We start from the raw sequence: 21,432 nt of genomic DNA, 5'->3' as shown, positions 1-21,432 counted from the left end.
TACTCTTTTCAGGCCGCGAATACGCCAGCGGCATCAATTACAACAGCGTTATCACGCACGCAGTCCATCTTTTTGAATTCACGGTGCTTAACCAGCAAAACATGAATATGTGCAGTGTCGTTGGCATAGGCGCTATCCACCAATTGATGCTGCTCAAGACCTACAGGCAACGCTTCGATGTTCGGCTCAACCAGCAACAACTCGACCCCAAGTTCCTCACCCAGCTGACGAGCAATGTGCAGCGAAGGGCTTTCGCGCAGATCATCGATATCCGGCTTGAACGCTAATCCGTAACAGGCCACTCGAACTTGACGAGCGGACAAGTTTGAATTTTTCAAGAGAAAATCGGCCAGCGCCAACTTGACTTGTTGAATGACCCATTGAGGTTTGCTGTCGTTGACTTCGCGCGCGGAGCGAATCAGGCGCGCCAGCTCTGGTGTGCGACTGACAATGAACCACGGGTCTACTGCGATGCAGTGACCGCCAACGCCTGGACCTGGTTGCAGAATGTTGACGCGAGGATGGTGATTGGCCAGACGAATCAGTTCCCACGTATTGATACCGAGCTTTTCGCAGATCATTGACAGCTCATTGGCAAACGCAATGTTGACGTCGCGAAAACTGTTCTCGGTCAGCTTGCACATCTCGGCAGTACGCGTATCAGTGATGATGCACTCCCCTTCAACGAAAGCGCTGTAGAGACGCACGGCGGCGTCCGAGCATTTAGGGGTCATACCACCGATGATTCGGTCATTCTCGACCAGTTCGCGCAAGACGTGGCCTGGCAGCACGCGCTCCGGACAATGCGCGATACGAATGTCGGAGTCCTCGCCATGGGTCGCTGGAAAGGTCAGATCAGGGCGAGCTTCAGCCAGCCAGTCAGCCATTTGCTCAGTTGCACCGACCGGAGATGTGGACTCAAGAATTACCAGGTCATTCTTCTTTAACACCGGAGCAATGGATCTGCTCGCAGCTTCGATGTAACTAAGGTCCGGCACGTGCTGATCTTTGAACGGTGTAGGCACCGCGATCAAAAATGCATCCGCAGGTTCAGGCGTCATCGAAGCACGCAGATAACCTTCGGTCACTGCGGCATGAACAACCATATCCAGCTCAGGCTCGACAATGTGGATCTCGCCCCGGTTGATAGTATCGATCGCCTTCTGGTTGACATCGATACCGATAACTTTCTTGCGACGTGAAGCGAAAACAGCAGCGGTAGGAAGACCGATGTAGCCCATCCCAATAACTGAAATTGTTTCGAAACTCATGCTACTGCCTCAACCGACGCATTGAACCATTTTAATAATGCCTCCCGAATACTGGCGCAGGCGGTGCCGTCACCGTAAGGGTTATGGGCATAACTCATTGCTTTATAAACAGCCTCGTCACTCAGCAATTCTGTGAGGTGATTGACGATGGAATCAACTTCAGTCCCAACCAGTTTGACTGTGCCGGCTTCAACAGCTTCCGGACGCTCGGTGGTATCGCGCATTACCAACACAGGTTTGCCGAGTGCAGGGGCCTCTTCCTGGATTCCACCGGAATCGGTCAGGATTATGTGCGAGCGAGTCATCAGGTACACAAACGGCAGATAGTCCTGCGGCTCAATCAAGTGCACATTGCTAATACCCGCCAGCATACGGTTGACCGGCTCACGAACATTTGGATTCAGATGAACCGGATATACAAACTCCACGAGCGGAAACTTCTTGGCAGTTTCCATCAGCGCGAGACAGATGCGCTCGAAACCCCCGCCAAAATTCTCGCGGCGATGACCGGTCACCAATACCATCCTGCTGCCGTCCGGCAGGAAAGCAAACTTGTCTTTGAGCTGATTCAGCAGCATGGACTCAGGTGCATCAAGCTTCTGCACCACCTCCAGCAAAGCATCGACAACGGTGTTACCCGTTACATGGACGGTGCCGTTATTGATGCCTTCATTAATCAGATTTTGTCGCGAAGTTGGCGTCGGCGCGAAATGCAGCGCAGCGAGGCTACCTGTCAGTCGACGGTTGCCTTCTTCAGGCCACGGCGAATAAAGATTATTAGTGCGCAAACCTGCTTCGACATGCGCGATCGGAATTTGCTGGTAGTACGCGGCAAGACTCGCAGCGAATGTCGTCGCGGTATCCCCATGAACCAAAATGACATCTGGCTTGAAATCCTCCAAAACCGGCTTGAGCCCTTGGATGATAGCGGCGGTCACATCAGTCAGGTCTTGACCCGGCTTCATGATGTTCAAATCGTAATCGGGTTACAGTTCGAACAGATCAAGTACCTGATCCAGCATTTCGCGATGCTGTGCAGTCACGCAAACTCTAGAGTCAAATCGATCATCCTTTGCGAGTTGAAGCGCTAAAGGTGCCATTTTGATGGCTTCGGGGCGGGTACCGAAAACGGACAAAGTCTTAAGAGTCACAGAATCATCTTCTTCTACAAACACGACGTTAACCGTAGGCTCTGTCGCTCGCGCGACATTCGTAAAGTCCAAGGCATGGCAATGCACACGGACGGCAAAATGCGCCTGGATAATGAACAAAAGGTCATATAAGGAGAGAGGCAGGTATCACGCTTAGCAATCCATCGCCGACAATCCGAAATCTGTGCAAAGGGTTGAAACAAAAGATGATGAAAATTTCATCTTAGGAGCGAAGGCTACCATCAAGACGGCAGTATTACAGCCTGATTCTGGCATTGACAAACGCCAGTAAGCTTCAGAAAAGCTTTGTTTTTTCTCTGAAAAGGAATGAGCTTTAGGAGATTTCGTACGCTGACTCACCGAGGCGGTTCCCTTAAAGCCCCGTAGGAAAAGACCTACAGATAAAAATCCGGATTCCTACAAGGTCTTCAGCATTGCCGAGTACTCCATGGTGAAAAATGCGCGAATTATTCAGATTTAAAATTATTTCAAAATGTAACAAAACATTCATGAGGAGGCTGAACAGCTGCGCTCACCCCCTCTCGCGAGGAGGCATGCTGATATCTCCCCTGCCGAAAAATACAGTTCAGGTACGCCACGCCGGGCAGATACTCAGGGTGCAGGTGAGGCTGGCTGCGGACTGAAGAGAGAAGAAATAGTTCCCCCTGCCTCTCGGAGAAAAGACCCTTTGTCGCGATCAGATTTTTCGCACAACACTCATTCACACCTCAGGCAAAGAGAAGTATTAACTGCACCTAAGCCCCCCCTACGACATGATTCCCCGCCCTCTCAAACGCTGACCACCCGCGCCTTGCGCACGAACAGCGCATGAGCCTTGTCCCAGAAATTCCCCCCCAGCACAAAGAAACTGCCAACAAACATCAAATCCCCAAGCAATTGCAGTTGCCACAGGTTGGGCCGTAACCCTGGCCAGAAGTTATCGAAATACGGTTCCAGAAAGGACGACAGCAACGGCAGGCAAAACATCACCACGCCGATGCGATGGCGCGTCGGACCAACTTCGTCCACCGGGGCTGGAATGATCCCCGAGACATAACGCCCGATCGTGTGCTTGAGCTCGGCAAATCCGGCCTTGCCCATCACCGCGATCACCACCAGCAACAACACTTTGTTGCTGATAAACAACACGCCAGTGAGTGCCGCGACCTTCGAGCCAGGCACATCAAGCGCGGCCGCCAGCGGCACCATCAACCACGAACCGAGCATCAGGCAAATGATCCCCACACCGACCTTGAAGCGCCAGGTTGCGGGTGCCGCCGGGGTCTGCGGATCTTGGGCAGTGTCCATGGTTTCTTACCTGTCTGGGTGGAGTTGCGATGCCTCAAAAGCGTAGCAGCAGATTCGCCCGAACAACTTGCAATTGGCCGTCTATGCTCCACTGATATTTACGGCCCGGGAAACAAGCAATGCCTGCAACAACAGCACTGCTGACGCGATCCGGCCATCTGTTATTGCTCGGTGTCTTGAGTTTGGGCGGTTGCGTGCGCCTGGGGCCGGATTTCCAGCCGCCCGCCGAAGCATGGAGCAAACAATGGAACAGCACGGCCTTGGAACAGGCCAGTGAACGCGCCGCCCATCCCGATCTGCGCCAATGGTGGCAAGTCTTCGGTGACCCGGTGCTGGATCGCCTGATCAGCGAAGCCGATGCGCGCAACAGCAGTCTGAAAATCGCAGGCCTGCGAGTCCTCGAAGCCCGCGCACAACTGGGTATCGCCGAAAGCGGCCGCTACCCGCAATTGCAACAGCTCGGCGTCGACAGCCTGTATGTCGACCGTCATCAGTCCGGCGGCAACAATCCGCAGGATCTGCACTTCTGGCAGCACAGCGCCGCGTTTGATGTGGGCTGGGAACTGGATTTCTGGGGCCGCTTCAGTCGCGCCATCGAGTCATCCGATGCGCAATATTTCGCCGCGCAAGCCAACTATGAAGACGCCCTCGTATTGCTGCGCGCACAAGTCGCCGACACCTACTTTTCCCTGCGCACCACTGAAGCGCGGCTGCGCGTCGCGCGGGAAAACGCTGTCCAGCAGAAGCGTAATTTCGAGATCACCGAAAAACTTTTCAACAGCGGCCAGAGCGCTGAACTCGATCTGCAACAGGCGAAAACCCAATACCTTGGCACGCTGAGCAGTATCCCGGCATTTGAAGATCAGCTGCTGCGCACACGCAATGCGCTGGCAGTGCTGGTTGGTCAGCCGCCCGGTGGCGCGGCGTTGCTGGCCGAGCAACCGGGGCTGATTCCGTTGGTGGATCGCGCCGTGCTGCAAGACGTACCGGCCAACCTGCTGCTGCGCCGTCCGGATGTGCGCGCGGCGGAACTGAATGTCGCCGCGCAATCGGCGCTGGTCGGTGTCGCTGAAACCGATCTGTATCCATCGCTGACCTTGCTCGGCAGCATCGTCTGGTCCACCGACTCCCTCAGCGCGACGCCGCGCAGCCTCGACCTGATCGGCGGGCCGAGCCTGCGGTGGAACATCTTCGATTACGGGCGTATCCGCAACAACATACGGGTGCAGGACGCACGCTTGCAGCAACTGATCGAAGCCTATCGCGACAAGGTTCGCCAAGCCGCACGCGAGGCCGACGACGCCGCCAGTGGCTTGAGCAAAGCGCTGGAACGCGAACGGATTCTGCGGGAGGCCGAAGGCGCCGCGCGGCGCTCACTGGTGCTGGCCAACACGCAATATCGCGAAGGCTATTCGGACTTCCAGCGCGTGCTCGACGCGCAACGCGCGCTGCTGGAATTGCAGGACAACTATCTGGTCAGTCGCAGCAATGCCGTGAGCAACCTGATCGCCCTCTACAAAGCCGTTGGCGGCGGTTGGCAAGCCACTTCGCCGCAGATCGACGAACCGACCCGCGAACAGATGCAACAACGCACTAATTGGGGCGACTTGCTCACCGCGCCGCCCGCCCAACCGCTGTATCCACTCCCGTCGCAGGACCGCCGCCATGACTGACGTCGCACCTCCCCCTCCGGCGCCCACGCCAGCCCCGACCGATCCGGCCAAAAAAGGCATCCGCTGGGTGCTGCTGTTGATTGTGCTGAGCCTGGCCTGGTATCTGCTCGCCGATCGATACACGCCCTACACCCAGCAGGCGCGGGTCGGCGCATTCGTGATTCCGGTCGCAGCGGAAGTCGCCGGCCGGGTGATCCGGGTCAACGTGCGCAACAACCAAGACGTCAAGGCTGGCGACGTCCTCTTCGAACTCGATCCGCAGCCGCTGCAAATCGCCGTGGATCGGGCGAAAGCCGATCTGGAATCGACCCGCCGTCAGGTCGGCGCCAGCACCGCCGGCATCGCGTCGGCGCAGGCCTCGCTGCGCGCCGCGCAAGCCAACGAACTCAAGACGCGGCAAGACAATCAACGCCTCGAAGGTTTGTACAAACAGGATCCGGGCACCATCTCCGTACGCTTGCTCGAAGTGTCGCGCGCCAACCGCGAACAGGCGGTCGCCCAGGTCGCCGCCGCCCGCGCCGAAGTGCAGCGCGCGCAGGAGCAGGAAGGTGGCAACACCGACACCAACGCGCAACTGCGCAGCGCGGCCTCGGCACTGGCCAAAGCCGAACTGGATCTGGCCAACACTCGCATTGGCGCGCGCTCGGCCGGATTGATCACCGACCTGCGCACCGATGTCGGCCAGTTCGCCGCTGTCGGCAGCCCGGTGATGACCTTGATCGCCATTCATGATGTGTGGATCAGCGCCGATCTGACCGAAAACAACCTCGGCCGCGTGCAACCCGGAACACCGGTGGCCATCGTCCTCGACGCGCTGCCCGGCGAAGTCCTCGATGGCCGAGTGCGCAGCGTCGGCTATGGCGTCAGCGTCGGCCAGACACCCGCGCCCGGCACCTTGCCGAGCATCCAGAACAGCCGCGACTGGCTGCGTCCGGCGCAGCGTTTTCCGGTGATTATCGAGTTCACTGAGGAGGCGAAAAAACGCCTGGTGGACAACCGCGCGATCCGTGCCGGTGGTCAGGCTGAAGTCATGGCCTTCCCCACTGAAGGCAACCTGCTCAATCCGCTGGGGCGGCTGTTTGTCGGGCTGATGAGCTGGCTGTCGTATGCCTACTGAGCGCAGCGTCCCGGCGCAACGGGCGTTGCGCCTGGCGTTCGGCACCGCGCTGTGCACCGCCGTCAGTTATGCGCTGGCGCTGCCGCTGGCATTTATTTCGCCGGTGCTGGCGGTGTTGTTACTGGCCAGTCAGCCGCAGCCATTGCCGCTCAAAGGTGCGCTGGTGCTGGCGTTGGTCGCGGCGCTCACCACCAGCATCGGGCTGCTGCTGATGCCGCTGCTGCGTTACTACCCGGTGAGTGGCGTGTTGTTGATCGGCCTCGGGCTGTTTCTGGTGTTCCGCTTTGGCTTGCGCGGCGGCAACCCGTTGATCGTGACCTTTCTGGTGATCGGCATGACCATGATCTCCGCCGCCGGGTTCGCCGAATTCGATCTGGCGATGGCGGTGATTGGTGCGTTGGTCAAAGGCCTGTTGCTGGCAGTCGCGGTGGTCGGTGTCAGCCACGCATTATTCCCGGAACCGGCAAACAGCCCCCTCCCACCCAAGCCGCCCGCCATGCCCGGCGACGAAGTCCCGCGTGTGGCCCTGCGCGCCACGTTGATCGTGCTGCCAACGTTTTTGCTGGCCCTGAGCGACCCGGCCAGCTACATGCCGATCATCCTCAAAGCCGTCAGCCTCGGCCAACAAAGCTCCACGACCAACACGCATCAGGCGGGGCGCGAACTGCTCGGCTCGACCCTGCTCGCCGGCGTTTTGGCGGTGCTGGTGTGGTGCGGATTAAGCCTTTTCGTGCACCTGTGGATGTTCTTTCTGTGGATGCTGCTGATCGGACTATGGCTGGCGCGCAAACTCTATCGCCTCAGCCCGACGCAACTCAGCCCGGGGTTCTGGCTCAACACCCTGATAACAATGATCATCCTGCTCGGCCAATCAGTGCAGGACAGCGCCGCAGGCAAAGACGTCTACACCGCGTTTGCCGTGCGCATGGCCCTGTTTATTCTGGTTACGCTTTACGGCGTATTGATGATGCACCTGCTCCAAGGGCACAGAACCCGCCGTCAAGGCGTGACCTGATAGCCGCGTCCTTGCAAACACTCGGTGTAAGCACTGGAACTGGCCGCTGCATTGGTTTTGCTCTGCGCGCGACGTTCTTGCCGCTGTCGAGAGCCACCGACTACCGCACCGGCCGCGGCGGTTTGCTGGGCACGGTTCTGTCGGTAATCCTGCTTGCGATCATCGTCGACGCGGTCGTAAACCTCGTCGTGTTGACGGCCGCGGACTTCAGAACCTACTGCTCCGGCGGCAGCACCGACAGCGGCCCCCTTCAGACGACCACCCGCTTGGGGTGTTGAAGTCGGCGAAGACGAAGCGATGGAGTGGCAGTCGTTGATGTCGATCTGGGTTCGTTGAGAAGACTGGCCTTTGAGCGGAACGATGGATTCGGCGCTGGCGTGAGTGGCATAGAGGGCAGCGATCATCAGCGCGATGGGCGTTAGGCGATTCATGATTACCTCCGGCGGGGCCTGGGGTTGGCTGTGATGCGGGGTAATCAGGGAGTGTAGTTCAAGACGCAGGATCAAGAGCCCCTCACCCTAGCCCTCTCCCGGAGGGAGAGGGAACTGATTGGGGGATATTCAAGTAGTACGCCGACGTGAAATTCCTTGCTGTGAATCCATAATCAATAAGGTCGTTCAGGTCGATGCATCGCGCAAAACACCACGGTCGGCTCCCTCTCCCTCCGGGAGAGGGCTGGGGTGAGGGGGATCGATTGAGCTGACACAGTCCAAATCAGGAAGTTTCCCGCACCCGCCGAACCTGCACCAACAACACCGGCGCAAAATGCAGCAGCACCATCCGCGCCAAGTGGTGAGTGAGGATAAACACCACATTCAGCCCGCCCGCGAACGCGACAATCGCAATCGTCTCGATCGCCCCCGGCATGTACGCAAGCCACAGCGACAGCGGATCACTGTCCAAAAATCGCGCCGCCGCTTCCGCAAATCCCGCCGCGACCACGATCATCAACCCGACCGAAACCAGTGCCGTGCGACCATGCAGGCCCAATTCCTCGAAGCCCAAACCCTGAAACCTCGAGCCGATGCGCACGCCGAGAATCAGCGCCGCCAGATTCAAACTCCAGTCGGGCATGTGAAAACCGTGAAACCAGCCTGCTTTTACAAAGACTGCGGTGATGATGATCGCCGTGAGCATGAACGGCGCCGGCACGCCGATCACCAGCAGCAATCGGCCGAGCACGACGCTCAAGCCGAATACCGCGAACACGGTCAGTGCCATCCCGGTCGTCAACGGAGCGCTTTCAACCACCGCGACCGATGCCTGTCCCGGAATCAAAAAACTCACCAGCACGGTGATCAGTAACAGCCGCATCAGGTGCACGATGATGACTTTGCTTGAGGCCTTTTCCGACTCCAGCAGATCGAAAACCGCTGCCAATGCGCCCGGGTATACCGCCAACAATGCATCAGTGCGATTCCACCCTGCCCCGCGCGTCAGCCACAGCGCGGCCAACGTAATCTGCACGATCAAACACAGCAGCAACACGCCAAGGCTCGGCAACATCGTCGACGCCGTCGCACTGTCCCACGCCTCGAACATCAGCCCGGTGGCGATGCCCAACGTAACCTGGATATAACCCAGCCCATAAGGCGTCGCGGGGGCGAAACCTGATTTCGTCACGACCAGTGCCGTGACAAGAATCGAGCCCAACAGCAAACCGTGAGGCACGCCGAGGGACTGCAAAACCGCGCCAAAACCGGCGGCGATCAACAGACAGAAAATGGATTTCATATTCGCCTTCCTGGCAATTCAACTCGATCCCCTGTAGGAGCTGCCGAAGGCTGCGATCTTTTGATCTTGCTCTTAAAAAGATCAAAAGATCGCAGCCTTCGGCAGCTCCTACATGGGGATTGCGTGGTTTTATGAGCGCAACCGGCCAATCGCGCGCCGATACTTCTCGATCCGCTCCAGATCCTCCCAACTCGGCGAGGCGATCCGCGACAGGTCGCTGTTCTCTTCCAGATCCGCCAATTTCACGACCCGGCCGATCGGGTTTTGCGCGGCGCGTTCGACGAAATCCTCATAGGATTCGCCCGGAACCTTGGTCACCGATTGGATCGCCGTCAGCACCTCTTCGCTGAAACCCTCCTTGCGCAGGTCATCAAGGCTGATATCGCAATCCTCGACCACATCGTGCAGCACCGCGACGATGCGCTCCTCCAGCGAGGTCATGCGCAGCATCACTTTCAACGGATGCAGAATGTACGGCGCCCCGCCCTTGTCCACCTGCCCGGCGTGTGCCGTTGCGGCGATGGCTATAGCGCGTTCGAGTGTTTGAGTCATGAGCATCTCCGTTGGTGCGGGGCGGGAGAGTCGTTGCGATTGCTGATTTCAATCATTGGCAATTTCCACTCCTTGGGCGCGTCGAATGTTTCCGATTGTTTCGCAGTCTACGCGAACCGTGCAAATCAAAAACCTGATTGAACCTCTGTCATCGACGCCCTCTCGAAACCCTATAGCGCCAACAGAATGCTCGGAACCGGCGCCATTGAAGAGGAAAGCCCGATGAACATTCGATTCCTGCTTCTGCTCGCCACTTTCTGCGTCATCCCCACCTGCGTCATGGCCGAAGGCTGCGACGTCGAAACCCGTTCTTCCAGCTCCGCCGTGCCTGCCGTATCCGGCCACAGTTGCTATGAGTACGAAGGCACGCCCGTCAACGCCATCGACTGGTCGTGCAGCAACGAAAGCAAAGACATGGTCAACGCCATCAAGAAAAAGGTCCAGCAGTGCGACGACCACTACCAGGCCACTTGCATCGCCACCCTCACTCAGGAATCCCTCGCCAACCCGCACTCCACCAGCAAGGACAAAAACGCCAAGGCGTTGAACATCCCGGATGGTGCGCAGGTGACTACGTATTACTACGGTGCGGAGGATTTGGGGCAGGCGAAGATTGATTGTGAAAGTGGTGGGGGGAATTGGAAGGTGAAGTAATGTTTGCGGCCCGTGCACCAGACAAAATCATGACTTGAGATCGACCGAATTGAAGTCTGAAAAACGCGTAGGAAAACACCCCTTGTGGTGAGGGGATTCATACCCGATGGGTTGCGAAGCGGCCCCAAACCGGCGAGCTCATTTCTCCAGACACGCCGCAGGCCACGGATTACGACAACTGCGCCGCCAATCGGGGATAGATCCCCTCGCCACAGGGTTGGGTTTGCGTCCTACAGGCTGGTTGTGGGTGCGGGAATTGCTGCCTAGAGTGGGGCTGTCGCTGACCGCAGTTGGCGATGGGTTTCGCAGCCCTCAGAAGTGACACACACCGCTAGATGACAACTGTGGCAAAATTCGCCGCCGTTTCGTTATATGGCGGCTGTGTGTGGGAGACCTTCGGGTCTGCCGGTTTGACTCTTCTCCGGTCTGCGAACCCGCATACAGCTGCCACCCATTTGTTTCGCAGCAGAAAGGTGGCACTTCTTAATTATTTGAAGAGCAATCTTATGACGATCAAAAAACCGCTCCACCACTACGCCCACATGTCACACCCCGCCACCGACCACCCTGTCCTCCTCATAGACGCCGACGCCCCACTGCGCGAACTCCACGCCTGCCTCGCCGAACGCCTCAACGCCGTCCTCAAATACCTCGACCTCATCGCCTGCACCAGCCTCCCCGACTACGCCGAACACGACATCAACACCGTGACCAATATCGCCAGAATCATGGTGCAGGATGTCAGTGATGTTTTTCGGGTAATTGAACAGCGGGGGTTTGAGGCTGCAACGTAGAAGAAACAGGTTCGGAAAATGGCTGTCATTTCACCCCAATATTTTTTAAATAGCCCCATCTATCCGCGATTGGGAATGGAAATAGCGTTAGCGATTTGATAGCGTTCGGATAAGCCATACAACCTTAAGGAGAAATGAGATGAAGGCAGGGAATATCAACGGATATGATATAAAACACGAAGTATGGTGCGACAGATGTGCAGCAAGTGGAGCTGCAAGTGGGATTTTTATTGTTACGGAAAACGCTACTCCACAGCATTGCCAAAACCAAGACTGCAGCGATCCTGGTGCAGAGTTACAGCAAAGCAAAAAGAAATAATTAAAACTTAAAAATGGCTAGGCCTATTTAATAAAATAGGCCTAGCCGTCTCGCCACTTTTTACGGACAAGCCAAGCCACCCATAACCGGAAAGTTCGTACTTGGAGAAAACATCTCAAAAATTCGCCGGCGTATTCGCACTAATAATCTCAGCCTCATCCGCCCCGATATTTCTAAACTTATGCGGCAACGTCGTCGGAAAGTAATACCCATCCCCGGCATTCAACACACTCACCGACCCATCCACGGTCAACTCAACCGTCCCGCGCGTAACCAGCCCGCACTCCTCACCTTCCGAGTGAACAATCGGCTCTTCCCCGGAGCTCGCGCCTGGCGCGTATTGCTCGCGCAGCAAGCGCATCTGCCGGCTTGGCACGGAGGCGCCGATCAGCAGCAGGCGCAAGCCGTGGCGGCCGAGGTCGGGCTGTTCGTTGGCGCGGAAGACGTATTGATGTTCGCGTGGCGGCTGGTCGAAGGTGAAGAAGTCGGCCAGGGACATCGGGATGCCTTCGAGCAGCTTTTTCAATGAGCTGACGGAGGGACTGACGCGATTCTGTTCGATCAGGGAGATGGTGGCATTGGTCACGCCGCTACGCCGGGCCAGCTCGCGCTGGGAGAGTTTGTAGCTTTCGCGTACTAGTTTGAGTCGAGAACCCGTATCCATGACTGCCTTATGTAAGAACGACTTAAGGGCGATGGGGGTGGGTGGCGGGTGACGCGCCGGGGCGCGGGTCACGTTGCTCCCGTGTCCCGGAACCGTGAAAGGCGGCTATTAAATCACGTTTGGTGGTGTTGCTCAGCAGGTTCGATGGGTGGTGGGGGAAAAGTCTTTCTTGCCTTGGTAATACAGTGACTGTGGGAGCGAGCCTGCTCGCGAAAGCGGTGTGTCAGACGACGGCGATGTTGGCTGATATGGCCTCTTCGCGAGCAGGCTCGCTCCCACAGTTGGATCTCTTTTGTGTCAGTTGGCTTTGTGGAGGTTGTCAGGCCGTCATCGCTGGCAGGCCAGCTCCCACATTTTGAACATTGCTAGCTTAGATGCCGAAACGATCGCGCAGCGAGTAGTAGACGGCGCCCAGGGCCGTCAGCGGGGCGGAGAAGGTGCGGCCGCCGAGCATTGGCATGTGTGGCAAGGACGCGAACGCATTGAAGCGTTCGGCATCGCCGCGGATCATTTCCGAGATCAGTTTGCCGGCCAGGTGCGAGCAAGTGACGCCGTGGCCGCTGTAGCCCTGCATGTAGTAGGCGTTTTTCTCGATACGGCCGAATTGCGGCATGCGTGACATGGTCAGCAGGAAGTTGCCGGTCCAGCGGTAGTCGATTTTCACGTCTTTGAGCTGCGGGAAGGTCTTGAGAATCTTCGGGCGGATCAGTTGTTCGATGTCGTCCGGTTCACGCGCGCCGTAGACCACGCCGCCGCCGTACAGCAAACGGTTGTCGGCAGTGAGGCGGTAGTAATCCAACAGATAGTTGCAGTCTTCGACGCAGTAGTTGTTGGTGATCAGGCTGCGTGCCTGTTTCTCGGTCAACGGTTCGGTGACAACGATTTGCGAGCCGCAGGGCATGCTTTTCGCGGTGACGCGGTTGTCGAGGCCTTGCGGCAGGTAGGCGTTGCCAGCGATCAACAGGTACTTGGCGCGGACCAGACCTTTGGCGGTGCGCACGACATTTGGCTCGCCGTAGGTGATTTCCACCGCGGCCGATTGCTCGTAGATCTTGCCGCCCAAAGTCACGATGGCAGCAGCTTCCCCGAGGGCCAGGTTAAGTGGGTGCACGTGGCCGCCCTGCAAGTCCAGCAGACCCCCGACATAGGCGTCGGAGCCGACTTCGCGACGAATGTCCGCAGCGTCGAGCATCTTCAGATTACGGTTGCCGTAGCGTTCCCAGTTTTTCTTCTGCTCGGCCAGACCATTCAGTTGTTTCTTGTTCATCGCCGCGAAGATACCGCCCGGACGGTAGTCGCATTTGATGTCGTATTGCTTGATGCGCGAACGAATGATGTCGGCGCCTTCGAAGATCATGCTGCCCAGGATTTCGGCGGTCTTGTCGCCGTAACGTTCTTCGATCACGTCGACGTCGCGGCTGTAGGAGTTAACCAGTTGCCCGCCGTTACGCCCGCTCGCGCCGTAACCGACTTTCGCCGCTTCCAGCACCGTGACTTTATAGCCAGCTTCGGCGAGGAACAGTGCCGAGGACAGGCCCGTATAACCGGCGCCGATGATGCAGACGTCGCAATCCACAGCTTCTTCGAGGGTCGGAAAGTCGATGACTTCGTTGCGAGTGGCGGCGTAGTAGCTGTTTACGTGTTGTTGTTTCATACGGTTCTCCGAGGGTCGCCGGCTCACGCCAGCAACCGCCGCTGTAAAAGAATTAGAGCTTGATCCAGGTCGCTTTCAGCTCGGTGTACTTGTCGAATGCATGCAGCGATTTATCGCGACCATTGCCCGACTGTTTGAAGCCACCGAACGGCGCGGTCATGTCGCCGCCGTCGTACTGGTTGACCCAGACGCTGCCGGCACGCAGGCCACGAGCAAAGGTGTGCGCCTTGCTCAGGTTGCTGGTCCAGACCCCGGCGGCGAGGCCGAAGATGCTGTCGTTGGCGATCTGCAGCGCTTCTTCAACGGTATCGAAGGTGATCAGCGACAGCACCGGGCCGAAGATTTCTTCCTGAGCGATGGTCATGGCGTTGGTCACGCCGTCGAAGATCGCAGGCTGCACGTAAAGGCCACCGGTTTCTTCAAGGGTGCGTTGGCCGCCGGCAATCAGCTCGGCGCCCTGCTCGCGACCGATGCTGATGTAACGCAGCACGTTGTCGAGTTGGCGCTGATCGACCACGGCGCCGACGGTGGTCGCCGGGTCGAGGGCGTGACCGGGTTTCCACGCTTGCAGTGCTTCCACTAGCAGCGGAATGAATTGCTCACGGATCGAACGCTCGACCAGCAGACGCGAACCGGCGGTGCACACTTCGCCCTGGTTGAAGGCGATGGCGCCGGCCGCTGCTTGTGCCGCGGCGCGCAAGTCCGGCGCGTCGGCAAACACCACGTTCGGGCTTTTGCCGCCGGCTTCGAGCCAGACGCGTTTCATGTTGCTCTGGCCGGCGTAAATCATCAGTTGCTTGGCAATCGCTGTGGAGCCGGTGAAGGCCAGCACGTCGACGTCCATGTGCAACGCCAGAGCCTTGCCGACGGTGTGGCCGAAGCCTGGCAAGACGTTGAACACGCCTTTCGGAATGCCGGCATCCAGTGCGAGCTGAGCGATGCGGATCGCGGTCAGCGGCGACTTTTCCGAAGGCTTGAGGATGAACGAGTTACCCGCCGCCAGGGCCGGGGCGAATTTCCAGCTGGCCATGATCAGCGGGAAGTTCCAGGGCACGATGGCCGCCACCACGCCGCAAGGCTCGCGAGTGATCAGGCCGAGTTGGTCGTGCGGTGTGGCCGCGACTTCGTCGTAGATCTTGTCGACGGCTTCGGCGCTCCAGCGGATCGCGTTGGCGGTCGCCGGGATGTCGATGCTCATCGAGTCGCTGATCGGTTTGCCCATGTCGAGGGTTTCCAGCAGCGCCAGTTCTTCCTGGTTTTGCAGGATCAGATCGGCGAAGCGGATCAGGATGCGCTTGCGCTCGGCCGGGGCCTTGTTAGCCCACACGCCGGATTCGAAAGACTGGCGCGCGACTTCCACGGCGAGGTTGGCGTCGGCTTCATCGGTGCTGGCGACGGAGGCCAGAAAACGGCCGTCAACGGGGCTCAGGCATTCAAAGGTGTCGCCGCTGATCGCCGGGCGGTATTCACCGTTGATGAACGCGCGGGATTCAATGGTCAGGGACTGGAAGCGTTGTTCCCAGTCGTTGCGGGTTGTGGTCATTGTTATGGCTCGACGAGGGGGATTTGGGGGTGGTCTGGCTGGCGTGTTCGGTTTGAGATGGCTGCCCTCACCCTAGCCCTCTCCCGGAGGTAGAGGGGACCGACCGAAGTGTCTTGGGAGATGCACCGACTTGAACGATCGAGTCGAATATGGATTCGGCAAAAATCGATCAGGTCGGCGAATTGCCCGAGCATCCCCGAATCAGTCCCCTCTCCCTTTGGGAGAGGGTTAGGGTGAGGGGTTTTTCAGACCGTATGCAGATACCAGTTGTACTCAAGGTCAGAAATCGAGTTTTCGAACTCGGCCAGCTCGCTCTCCTTGCACGCGACAAACACGTCGATGTACAGCGGGTCGATGTAGCGGGCCATGACTTCGCTGTCGTCCAGCTCACGCAATGCGTCGCGCAGGTTGTTCGGCAGGCTCTGTTCGTTCTGCTCGTAGCTGTTGCCCTCGACGGGCGCACCCGGTTCGATCTGATTGGTCAGGCCGTGGTGGATACCGGCCAGCACCGAGGCCATCAGCAGGTACGGGTTGGCATCGGCACCGGCGACACGATGCTCGATGCGTACGGCGTCAGCAGAACCGGTCGGCACACGTACTGCAACGGTGCGGTTATCGATGCCCCAGCTCGGCGAGTTCGGCACATAAAACTGTGCGCCGAAACGACGGTACGAGTTGACGTTCGGGCAGAGGAAGGCCATTTGCGCAGGCAGGGTCTCCAGCACACCGCCGATCGCATGTCGCAGCGCGGCGTTCTGCTCGGGATCCTCGCTGGCGAAGATGTTGTTGCCTTCTTTGTCCAGGATCGAAATGTGTACGTGCAGACCGTTACCCGCCTGGCCCGGATACGGTTTGGCCATGAAGGTGGTGTCCATCTCGTGGTCGTAGGCGATGTTTTTCACCAGACGCTTGAGCAGGACGGCGTAGTCGCAGGCCTTGATCGGATCGGAGACGTGATGCAGGTTGACTTCGAACTGCGCCGGGGCGCTTTCCTTGACGATGGCGTCAGCAGGAATGCCCTGCTCTTTCGCGCCTTCGAGGATGTCTTGCAGGCAGTCGACGTATTCGTCGAGGTCGTCGATCAGGTAGACCTGAGTCGACACCGGGCGCTTGCCGGAAACCGGCGAGCGTGGCGACTGCGGACGGCCGTTCACGTTGTCCTGGTCGATCAGGTAGAACTCGAGTTCGAACGCTGCGCAAATGGTCAGGCCGAGGTCGTCGAATTTGCGCACCACGTTGGCCAGCACTTCACGCGGGTCAGCGAAGAACGGCTGGCCTTCGAGCTCGTGCATGGTCATTAACAGTTGTGCGGTTGGGCGCTTCTGCCACGGCTCGATGCTGAGGGTGCCCGGGATCGGATAGCAGATGCGGTCGGCGTCGCCGATGTCCAGGCCCAGGCCGGTGCTTTCCACCGTGGAGCCGTTGATGTCGAGGGCAAAGAGCGAGGCCGGCAGGTTGATGCCTTTCTCGTAAACCTTATGAAGACTGGTGCGTTCGATGCGCTTGCCGCGCACCACACCGTTCATATCCGCAATCAGAAGGTCGACGTACAAAACCTCAGGATATTTCTTAAGGAATGCGTTTGCTTCGTTGAGTTGAACGGTACGCAGAGGGACCGACATGATGCACCTATTTAGCTGTTAATTATTATGTTCACTGCTGTTTCGCCGAGCCAGTCAACCCGAACGGCAAAGTGAAGTCAATAGCGAACACCGTGCCGCTCAGCCTTTATTTTTAGGGCTTTTCTTGACACCTGCGTGCCAAAACAGGCGCCAGACGCCTGCCAATCATGAAGATTTGATGAACGGCGTTTAGAATTTTTTACACGGGAGTTGTTAATTAAAATCAACGACTCTAAGCTCCGGAAAAGCTCGTTCAAGTGTCAAACTTCGAGGTGAATAAAAATGGCATTCAAGCCATTGATAGGCGTTACTGCGTGCGTCAAACAGATTGGCCTGCACCCCTATCACATCAGCGGCGACAAGTACGTACGTGCTGTCAGCGTTGGCGCCCAGGGGCTGCCGGTGGTCATTCCTTCCCTTGGCAACCTGACTGAAATCGAGGACCTGCTCGGTCAACTCGACGGTCTGTTGCTGACCGGCTCGCCTTCCAACGTGGAACCTTTCCACTATCAAGGCCCGGCCAGCGAACCCGGTACGGATCACGATCCGGCGCGGGATGCCACGACCCTTCCTTTATTGCGTGCAGCCATTGCGGCGGGCGTTCCGGTGCTGGGCATTTGCCGCGGTTTCCAGGAGATGAACGTGGCATTTGGCGGCAGCCTGCATCAGAAGGTGCATGAGCTGCCGGGCATGCTCGATCACCGCGAAGCGGACAGCCCGGATGTGGCCGTGCAATACGCACCGGCTCATGCGGTCACGGTGCTTGGCGGCGGCGTGTTCGAAGCGCTGGAGTTGCCCGGCGAGTTCCAGGTCAACTCCATTCACAGTCAGGGCATCAACCGCCTCGCGCCCGGCCTGCGTGCCGAAGCGGTGGCGCCGGATGGTCTGATCGAGGCGATCTCGGTGGAGCACAGCCCGACCTTTGCCCTCGGCGTGCAATGGCACCCGGAGTGGCAGGTGCTGGACAACCCGAACTACCTGAAGATTTTTCAGGCCTTCGGTGAGGCTTGCCGGCAACGGGCGGCGCGGCGTAACCAGCGCTGACACAACCAAAGAATACGTAACGATTTACTGCCCCCACGCAAGTCGGGCGTGCCTGCGCGCACCCGTCATTCGTGAAAAACAACACCCGTAATAACAACAAGTACGACCCAGGCAGCCAGGACGGCGGCGCCGAACAAGCCGGATCGGTATGAGCAGTACCCGTTGGATCAATGCAAAACCCTGTGGGAGCTGGCTTGCCAGCGATGGCGATGGGTCAGTCACCCTTTATGTTGAAGGTGACGGCCTCATCGCTGGCAAGCCAGCTCCCACAGGGTTTTGCGGTGATCCGAACGGGAATGTGCTTACAGGCTTGCAATCCACTTAAGCCAGGCCACATTGGCCAGGCACTGAAACCTGTTGGGAGTTTCACATGGCAAACGCCTCCAGCACTTACAGGAAGGCACTTGAAGGTCATCAGCAACCGAAAAAGGTGTTGGTGAAAATCGATCGTGTCACCAAGAAGTTCGACGAAACCATCGCAGTGGACGATGTATCCCTGGAGATCCATCAGGGCGAAATCTTTGCCCTGCTCGGCGGCTCCGGCTCGGGGAAATCGACCCTGCTGCGCATGCTTGCCGGCTTCGAGCGCCCGACTGAAGGGCGGATTCTGCTCGACGGTGTGGACATCACCGACATGCCGCCGTACGAGCGGCCGATCAACATGATGTTCCAGTCCTACGCGCTGTTCCCGCACATGACCGTCGCGCAGAACATTGCCTTCGGCCTCAAGCAAGACCGTTTGCCAGCCAGTGAAATCGACGCCCGCGTTGAAGAAATGCTGCGCCTGGTGCACATGACCCAATACGCCAAACGCAAACCGCATCAGTTGTCCGGTGGTCAGCGCCAACGTGTCGCCCTGGCCCGCTCGCTGGCGAAACGGCCAAAGCTGTTGCTGCTCGACGAACCGATGGGTGCGCTGGATAAAAAGCTGCGTTCGCAAATGCAGCTGGAGCTGGTTGAGATCATCGAGCGCGTCGGCGTGACCTGCGTGATGGTGACTCACGACCAGGAAGAAGCCATGACCATGGCCGAGCGGATCGCGATCATGCACCTGGGCTGGATCGCGCAGATCGGCAGCCCGATCGACATCTATGAAGCACCCGTCAGCCGTATGGTCTGCGAGTTCATCGGCAACGTGAACGCCTTCGACGGCACGGTGGTTGAAGACCTCGAAGGCCACGCAATCATCCACAGCCCGGACTTGCAGCAGAAGATCTACGTCGGTCACGGCGTCAGCACCTCGGTGCAGGACAAGTCGGTCACCTACGCCATCCGGCCGGAAAAAATGCTCGTCAGCACGACCCAGCCCGAGTTCCGCTACAACTGGTCCGAAGGCAAGGTGCATGACATCGCCTACCTTGGCGGTCACTCGGTGTTCTACGTGCAATTGCCGGGCGGCAAAATCGTCCAGTCGTTCATGGCCAACGCTGAACGCCGTGGCGCGCGACCGACCTGGGACGACAAGGTTTACGTCTGGTGGGAAGACGACAGCGGCGTGGTACTGCGCTCATGAGAACTTTCAATCAGCAATTCCTGCGCCTGGTGCCCAGTGGCCGAAAACTGGTGATCGGTATTCCGTTCATCTGGCTGTTCCTGTTCTTCATGCTGCCGTTTTTCCTGGTGATGAAGATCAGCTTCTCGGAAGCTGCGCTGTCGATCCCGCCGTACTCGGAGATTTACACCTACGCCGAACAGAAATTCCAGCTGCTGCTGAACATCGGCAACTACACCCTGCTCGGCGAAGACGAGCTGTATCTGTCGGCCTACCTCGGGTCGTTGAAGGTCGCGGCGCTGAGCACGCTGATGTGCCTGGTGATCGGCTTCCCGATGGCCTACGCGATCACCAAGACCGGCAAGGAAACGCAAAACGTCCTGCTGCTGTTGATCATGATGCCGACCTGGACCGCGATCCTGATCCGCGTTTACGCGTGGATGGGCATTCTCAGCAACAACGGTTTGCTCAACAGTTTCCTGATGTGGACTGGCCTGACCGATCACTCGATCGAAATCCTCAACACCAACACCGCGGTGTATATCGGCGTGGTTTACGCCTACCTGCCGTTCATGGTGTTGCCGCTGTACGCCAACCTGGTGAAGCACGACGGCAGTCTGCTGGAAGCCGCGTCGGACCTGGGTTCGAGCAACTTCAACAACTTCTGGAAAATCACCGTACCGCTGGCCAAGAACGGCATCATCGCAGGCTGCATGCTGGTGTTCATTCCGGTGGTGGGCGAGTTCGTGATTCCCGAACTGTTGGGTGGCCCGGAGACGCTGATGATCGGTCGCGTGCTGTGGCAAGAATTTTTCAATAACCGCGACTGGCCGGTGGCGTCTGCTCTGGCGGTGGTGATGCTGTTGATCCTGATTGTGCCGATTCTGCTGTTCAACCGCAGCCAGGCCAAAGAGATGGAGGCACGGGGATGAAACGCTTCGGTTTTGCAAAGTTCATGTTGATCTTCGGCCTGACGTTTATCTATCTGCCGATGCTGATCCTGGTGATCTACTCGTTCAACGCCTCGAAACTGGTGACGGTGTGGGGCGGCTGGTCGATCAAGTGGTACACCGGTTTGCTCGACAACACGCAGCTAATGGGGTCGGTGGTGCGCTCGCTGGAAATCGCCTGCTACACCGCGATTGCTGCTGTGGCACTCGGTACTCTGGCTGCGTTCGTGCTGACTCGGGTGACGCGTTTCAAGGGCCGCACGCTGTTTGGCGGCCTGGTCACCGCACCGTTGGTGATGCCTGAAGTGATCACCGGCCTGTCGTTGTTGCTACTGTTCGTGGCGATGGCGCAACTGATCGGCTGGCCGCAGGAGCGTGGCATTGTCACGATCTGGATCGCCCACACCACGTTCTGTGCAGCCTATGTGGCGGTGGTAGTCTCCGCCCGCCTGCGTGAACTGGACCTGTCGATTGAAGAAGCGGCGATGGATCTGGGAGCAAAACCGTTCAAGGTGTTTTTCCTGATCACCATTCCGATGATCGCGCCGTCGCTGGCGGCGGGCGGGATGATGTCGTTCGCCTTGTCGCTGGATGACCTGGTGTTGGCAAGCTTCGTCTCCGGCCCCGGCTCCACCACCTTGCCGATGGAAGTGTTCTCGGCGGTGCGTCTGGGCGTGAAGCCGGAGATCAACGCAGTGGCGAGTCTGATTCTGCTGGCGGTGTCGCTGGTGACTTTCCTGGTCTGGTACTTCGGCCGCAAGGCTGAGGCCAACCGCAAGCGTGCGATTCAGGAAGCGATGGATCAGACGGCGAACGAGTCGTGGCAGCAACCGCCACGCGCCGCCACCGCATAATCCTGTAGGAGCTGCGGCACG

At 58.3% G+C, this 21,432-nt stretch carries 19 protein-coding genes and 1 pseudogene; 10 read left to right on the top strand and 10 right to left on the bottom strand.

The window, feature by feature from the left end:
• Nucleotides 1-8 precede the first annotated feature (8 nt).
• From wecC to IEQ42_RS23120, 3 genes and pseudogenes are all read right to left on the bottom strand, one after another.
• Nucleotides 9-1,271 (bottom strand): UDP-N-acetyl-D-mannosamine dehydrogenase, encoded by a 1,263-nt coding sequence (gene wecC / locus IEQ42_RS23130; protein ID WP_210705422.1) that lies wholly within the window; start codon nucleotides 1,269-1,271, stop codon nucleotides 9-11.
• Nucleotides 1,268-2,422: pseudogene (gene wecB, locus IEQ42_RS23125) on the bottom strand (non-hydrolyzing UDP-N-acetylglucosamine 2-epimerase). The gene wecC and the pseudogene wecB overlap by 4 nt, the downstream one beginning before the upstream one ends.
• 789 nt (nucleotides 2,423-3,211) lie before the next feature.
• On the bottom strand, nucleotides 3,212-3,730 hold the full coding sequence (locus tag IEQ42_RS23120) for a transporter suffix domain-containing protein (protein ID WP_210705420.1): 519 nt from the start codon (nucleotides 3,728-3,730) through the stop codon (nucleotides 3,212-3,214).
• A 119-nt stretch (nucleotides 3,731-3,849) separates the two neighbouring features.
• On the opposite strand from IEQ42_RS23120, the gene IEQ42_RS23115 reads away from it, so the two are divergent.
• Genes IEQ42_RS23115 through IEQ42_RS23105 form a run of 3 tightly spaced genes read left to right on the top strand, consistent with a single transcriptional unit; the run spans nucleotide 3,850 to nucleotide 7,535 of the window.
• Nucleotides 3,850-5,403, top strand: coding sequence for an efflux transporter outer membrane subunit (locus tag IEQ42_RS23115; protein WP_228732026.1), 1,554 nt, complete (start codon nucleotides 3,850-3,852; stop codon nucleotides 5,401-5,403).
• On the top strand, nucleotides 5,396-6,520 hold the full coding sequence (locus IEQ42_RS23110; RefSeq protein WP_210705419.1) for an HlyD family secretion protein: 1,125 nt from the start codon (nucleotides 5,396-5,398) through the stop codon (nucleotides 6,518-6,520). The genes IEQ42_RS23115 and IEQ42_RS23110 overlap by 8 nt, the downstream gene beginning before the upstream one ends.
• Nucleotides 6,510-7,535 (top strand): DUF2955 domain-containing protein, encoded by a 1,026-nt coding sequence (locus IEQ42_RS23105; RefSeq protein ID WP_210705418.1) that lies wholly within the window; start codon nucleotides 6,510-6,512, stop codon nucleotides 7,533-7,535. Before IEQ42_RS23110 ends, IEQ42_RS23105 begins: the two co-directional genes overlap by 11 nt.
• On the opposite strand, the gene IEQ42_RS23100 is transcribed toward IEQ42_RS23105, so the two are convergent.
• The 3 genes from IEQ42_RS23100 to IEQ42_RS23090 form a co-directional block, all read right to left on the bottom strand.
• Nucleotides 7,520-7,966 carry a YMGG-like glycine zipper-containing protein gene (locus tag IEQ42_RS23100; RefSeq protein ID WP_210705417.1) on the bottom strand — a complete coding sequence of 149 codons (447 nt, stop codon included), beginning with the start codon at nucleotides 7,964-7,966 and terminating at the stop codon, nucleotides 7,520-7,522. The two genes, IEQ42_RS23105 and IEQ42_RS23100, sit on opposite strands and share 16 nt — an antisense overlap.
• A gap of 283 nt (nucleotides 7,967-8,249) precedes the next feature.
• Nucleotides 8,250-9,269, bottom strand: a complete 1,020-nt coding sequence (locus IEQ42_RS23095) for an AbrB family transcriptional regulator (protein ID WP_210705416.1) — start codon at nucleotides 9,267-9,269, stop codon at nucleotides 8,250-8,252.
• A gap of 129 nt (nucleotides 9,270-9,398) precedes the next feature.
• Nucleotides 9,399-9,821: an HD domain-containing protein gene (locus IEQ42_RS23090; RefSeq protein ID WP_210705415.1), complete on the bottom strand. Its 423-nt coding sequence runs from the start codon at nucleotides 9,819-9,821 to the stop codon at nucleotides 9,399-9,401.
• Nucleotides 9,822-10,043: 222 nt separating this feature from the next.
• Between IEQ42_RS23090 and IEQ42_RS23085 the strand changes: the two genes are divergently transcribed.
• From IEQ42_RS23085 to IEQ42_RS23075, 3 genes are all read left to right on the top strand, one after another.
• Nucleotides 10,044-10,475 carry a hypothetical protein gene (locus IEQ42_RS23085; protein ID WP_210705414.1) on the top strand — a complete coding sequence of 144 codons (432 nt, stop codon included), beginning with the start codon at nucleotides 10,044-10,046 and terminating at the stop codon, nucleotides 10,473-10,475.
• A 506-nt stretch (nucleotides 10,476-10,981) separates the two neighbouring features.
• On the top strand, nucleotides 10,982-11,269 hold the full coding sequence (locus IEQ42_RS23080; RefSeq protein ID WP_210705413.1) for a fructose-bisphosphate aldolase: 288 nt from the start codon (nucleotides 10,982-10,984) through the stop codon (nucleotides 11,267-11,269).
• Nucleotides 11,270-11,408: 139 nt separating this feature from the next.
• Nucleotides 11,409-11,588 (top strand): hypothetical protein, encoded by a 180-nt coding sequence (locus tag IEQ42_RS23075; protein WP_210705412.1) that lies wholly within the window; start codon nucleotides 11,409-11,411, stop codon nucleotides 11,586-11,588.
• A gap of 115 nt (nucleotides 11,589-11,703) precedes the next feature.
• On the opposite strand, the gene IEQ42_RS23070 is transcribed toward IEQ42_RS23075, so the two are convergent.
• The 4 genes from IEQ42_RS23070 to IEQ42_RS23055 form a co-directional block, all read right to left on the bottom strand.
• Entirely contained in the window at nucleotides 11,704-12,252 is a 549-nt protein-coding gene (locus IEQ42_RS23070) for a cupin domain-containing protein (RefSeq protein ID WP_042558757.1), read from the bottom strand.
• A gap of 370 nt (nucleotides 12,253-12,622) precedes the next feature.
• Nucleotides 12,623-13,906, bottom strand: a complete 1,284-nt coding sequence (locus IEQ42_RS23065) for an NAD(P)/FAD-dependent oxidoreductase (protein WP_210705411.1) — start codon at nucleotides 13,904-13,906, stop codon at nucleotides 12,623-12,625.
• Between the two features lie 52 nt (nucleotides 13,907-13,958).
• Nucleotides 13,959-15,449: an aldehyde dehydrogenase gene (locus IEQ42_RS23060; RefSeq protein WP_150596652.1), complete on the bottom strand. Its 1,491-nt coding sequence runs from the start codon at nucleotides 15,447-15,449 to the stop codon at nucleotides 13,959-13,961.
• A 245-nt stretch (nucleotides 15,450-15,694) separates the two neighbouring features.
• Nucleotides 15,695-17,071: a glutamine synthetase family protein gene (locus tag IEQ42_RS23055; protein WP_042558754.1), complete on the bottom strand. Its 1,377-nt coding sequence runs from the start codon at nucleotides 17,069-17,071 to the stop codon at nucleotides 15,695-15,697.
• A 282-nt stretch (nucleotides 17,072-17,353) separates the two neighbouring features.
• On the opposite strand from IEQ42_RS23055, the gene IEQ42_RS23050 reads away from it, so the two are divergent.
• The 4 genes from IEQ42_RS23050 to IEQ42_RS23035 all read left to right on the top strand — a co-directional run bounded on the left by IEQ42_RS23050 (nucleotide 17,354) and on the right by IEQ42_RS23035 (nucleotide 21,411).
• Nucleotides 17,354-18,115 carry a gamma-glutamyl-gamma-aminobutyrate hydrolase family protein gene (locus IEQ42_RS23050; RefSeq protein WP_210705410.1) on the top strand — a complete coding sequence of 254 codons (762 nt, stop codon included), beginning with the start codon at nucleotides 17,354-17,356 and terminating at the stop codon, nucleotides 18,113-18,115.
• A gap of 370 nt (nucleotides 18,116-18,485) precedes the next feature.
• Nucleotides 18,486-19,628 carry a polyamine ABC transporter ATP-binding protein gene (potA, locus tag IEQ42_RS23045; RefSeq protein ID WP_042558752.1) on the top strand — a complete coding sequence of 381 codons (1,143 nt, stop codon included), beginning with the start codon at nucleotides 18,486-18,488 and terminating at the stop codon, nucleotides 19,626-19,628.
• 29 nt (nucleotides 19,629-19,657) lie between these two features.
• Nucleotides 19,658-20,539, top strand: coding sequence for an ABC transporter permease subunit (locus tag IEQ42_RS23040; protein ID WP_395593791.1), 882 nt, complete (start codon nucleotides 19,658-19,660; stop codon nucleotides 20,537-20,539).
• Nucleotides 20,536-21,411, top strand: coding sequence for an ABC transporter permease subunit (locus IEQ42_RS23035; protein ID WP_042558750.1), 876 nt, complete (start codon nucleotides 20,536-20,538; stop codon nucleotides 21,409-21,411). Before IEQ42_RS23040 ends, IEQ42_RS23035 begins: the two co-directional genes overlap by 4 nt.
• Nucleotides 21,412-21,432 lie beyond the last annotated feature (21 nt).

This window comes from Pseudomonas iridis, from assembly GCF_017980685.1.
GTDB classification, from domain to species: domain Bacteria; phylum Pseudomonadota; class Gammaproteobacteria; order Pseudomonadales; family Pseudomonadaceae; genus Aquipseudomonas; species Aquipseudomonas iridis.
This window is presented reverse-complemented; position numbering and strand designations above follow the sequence as displayed.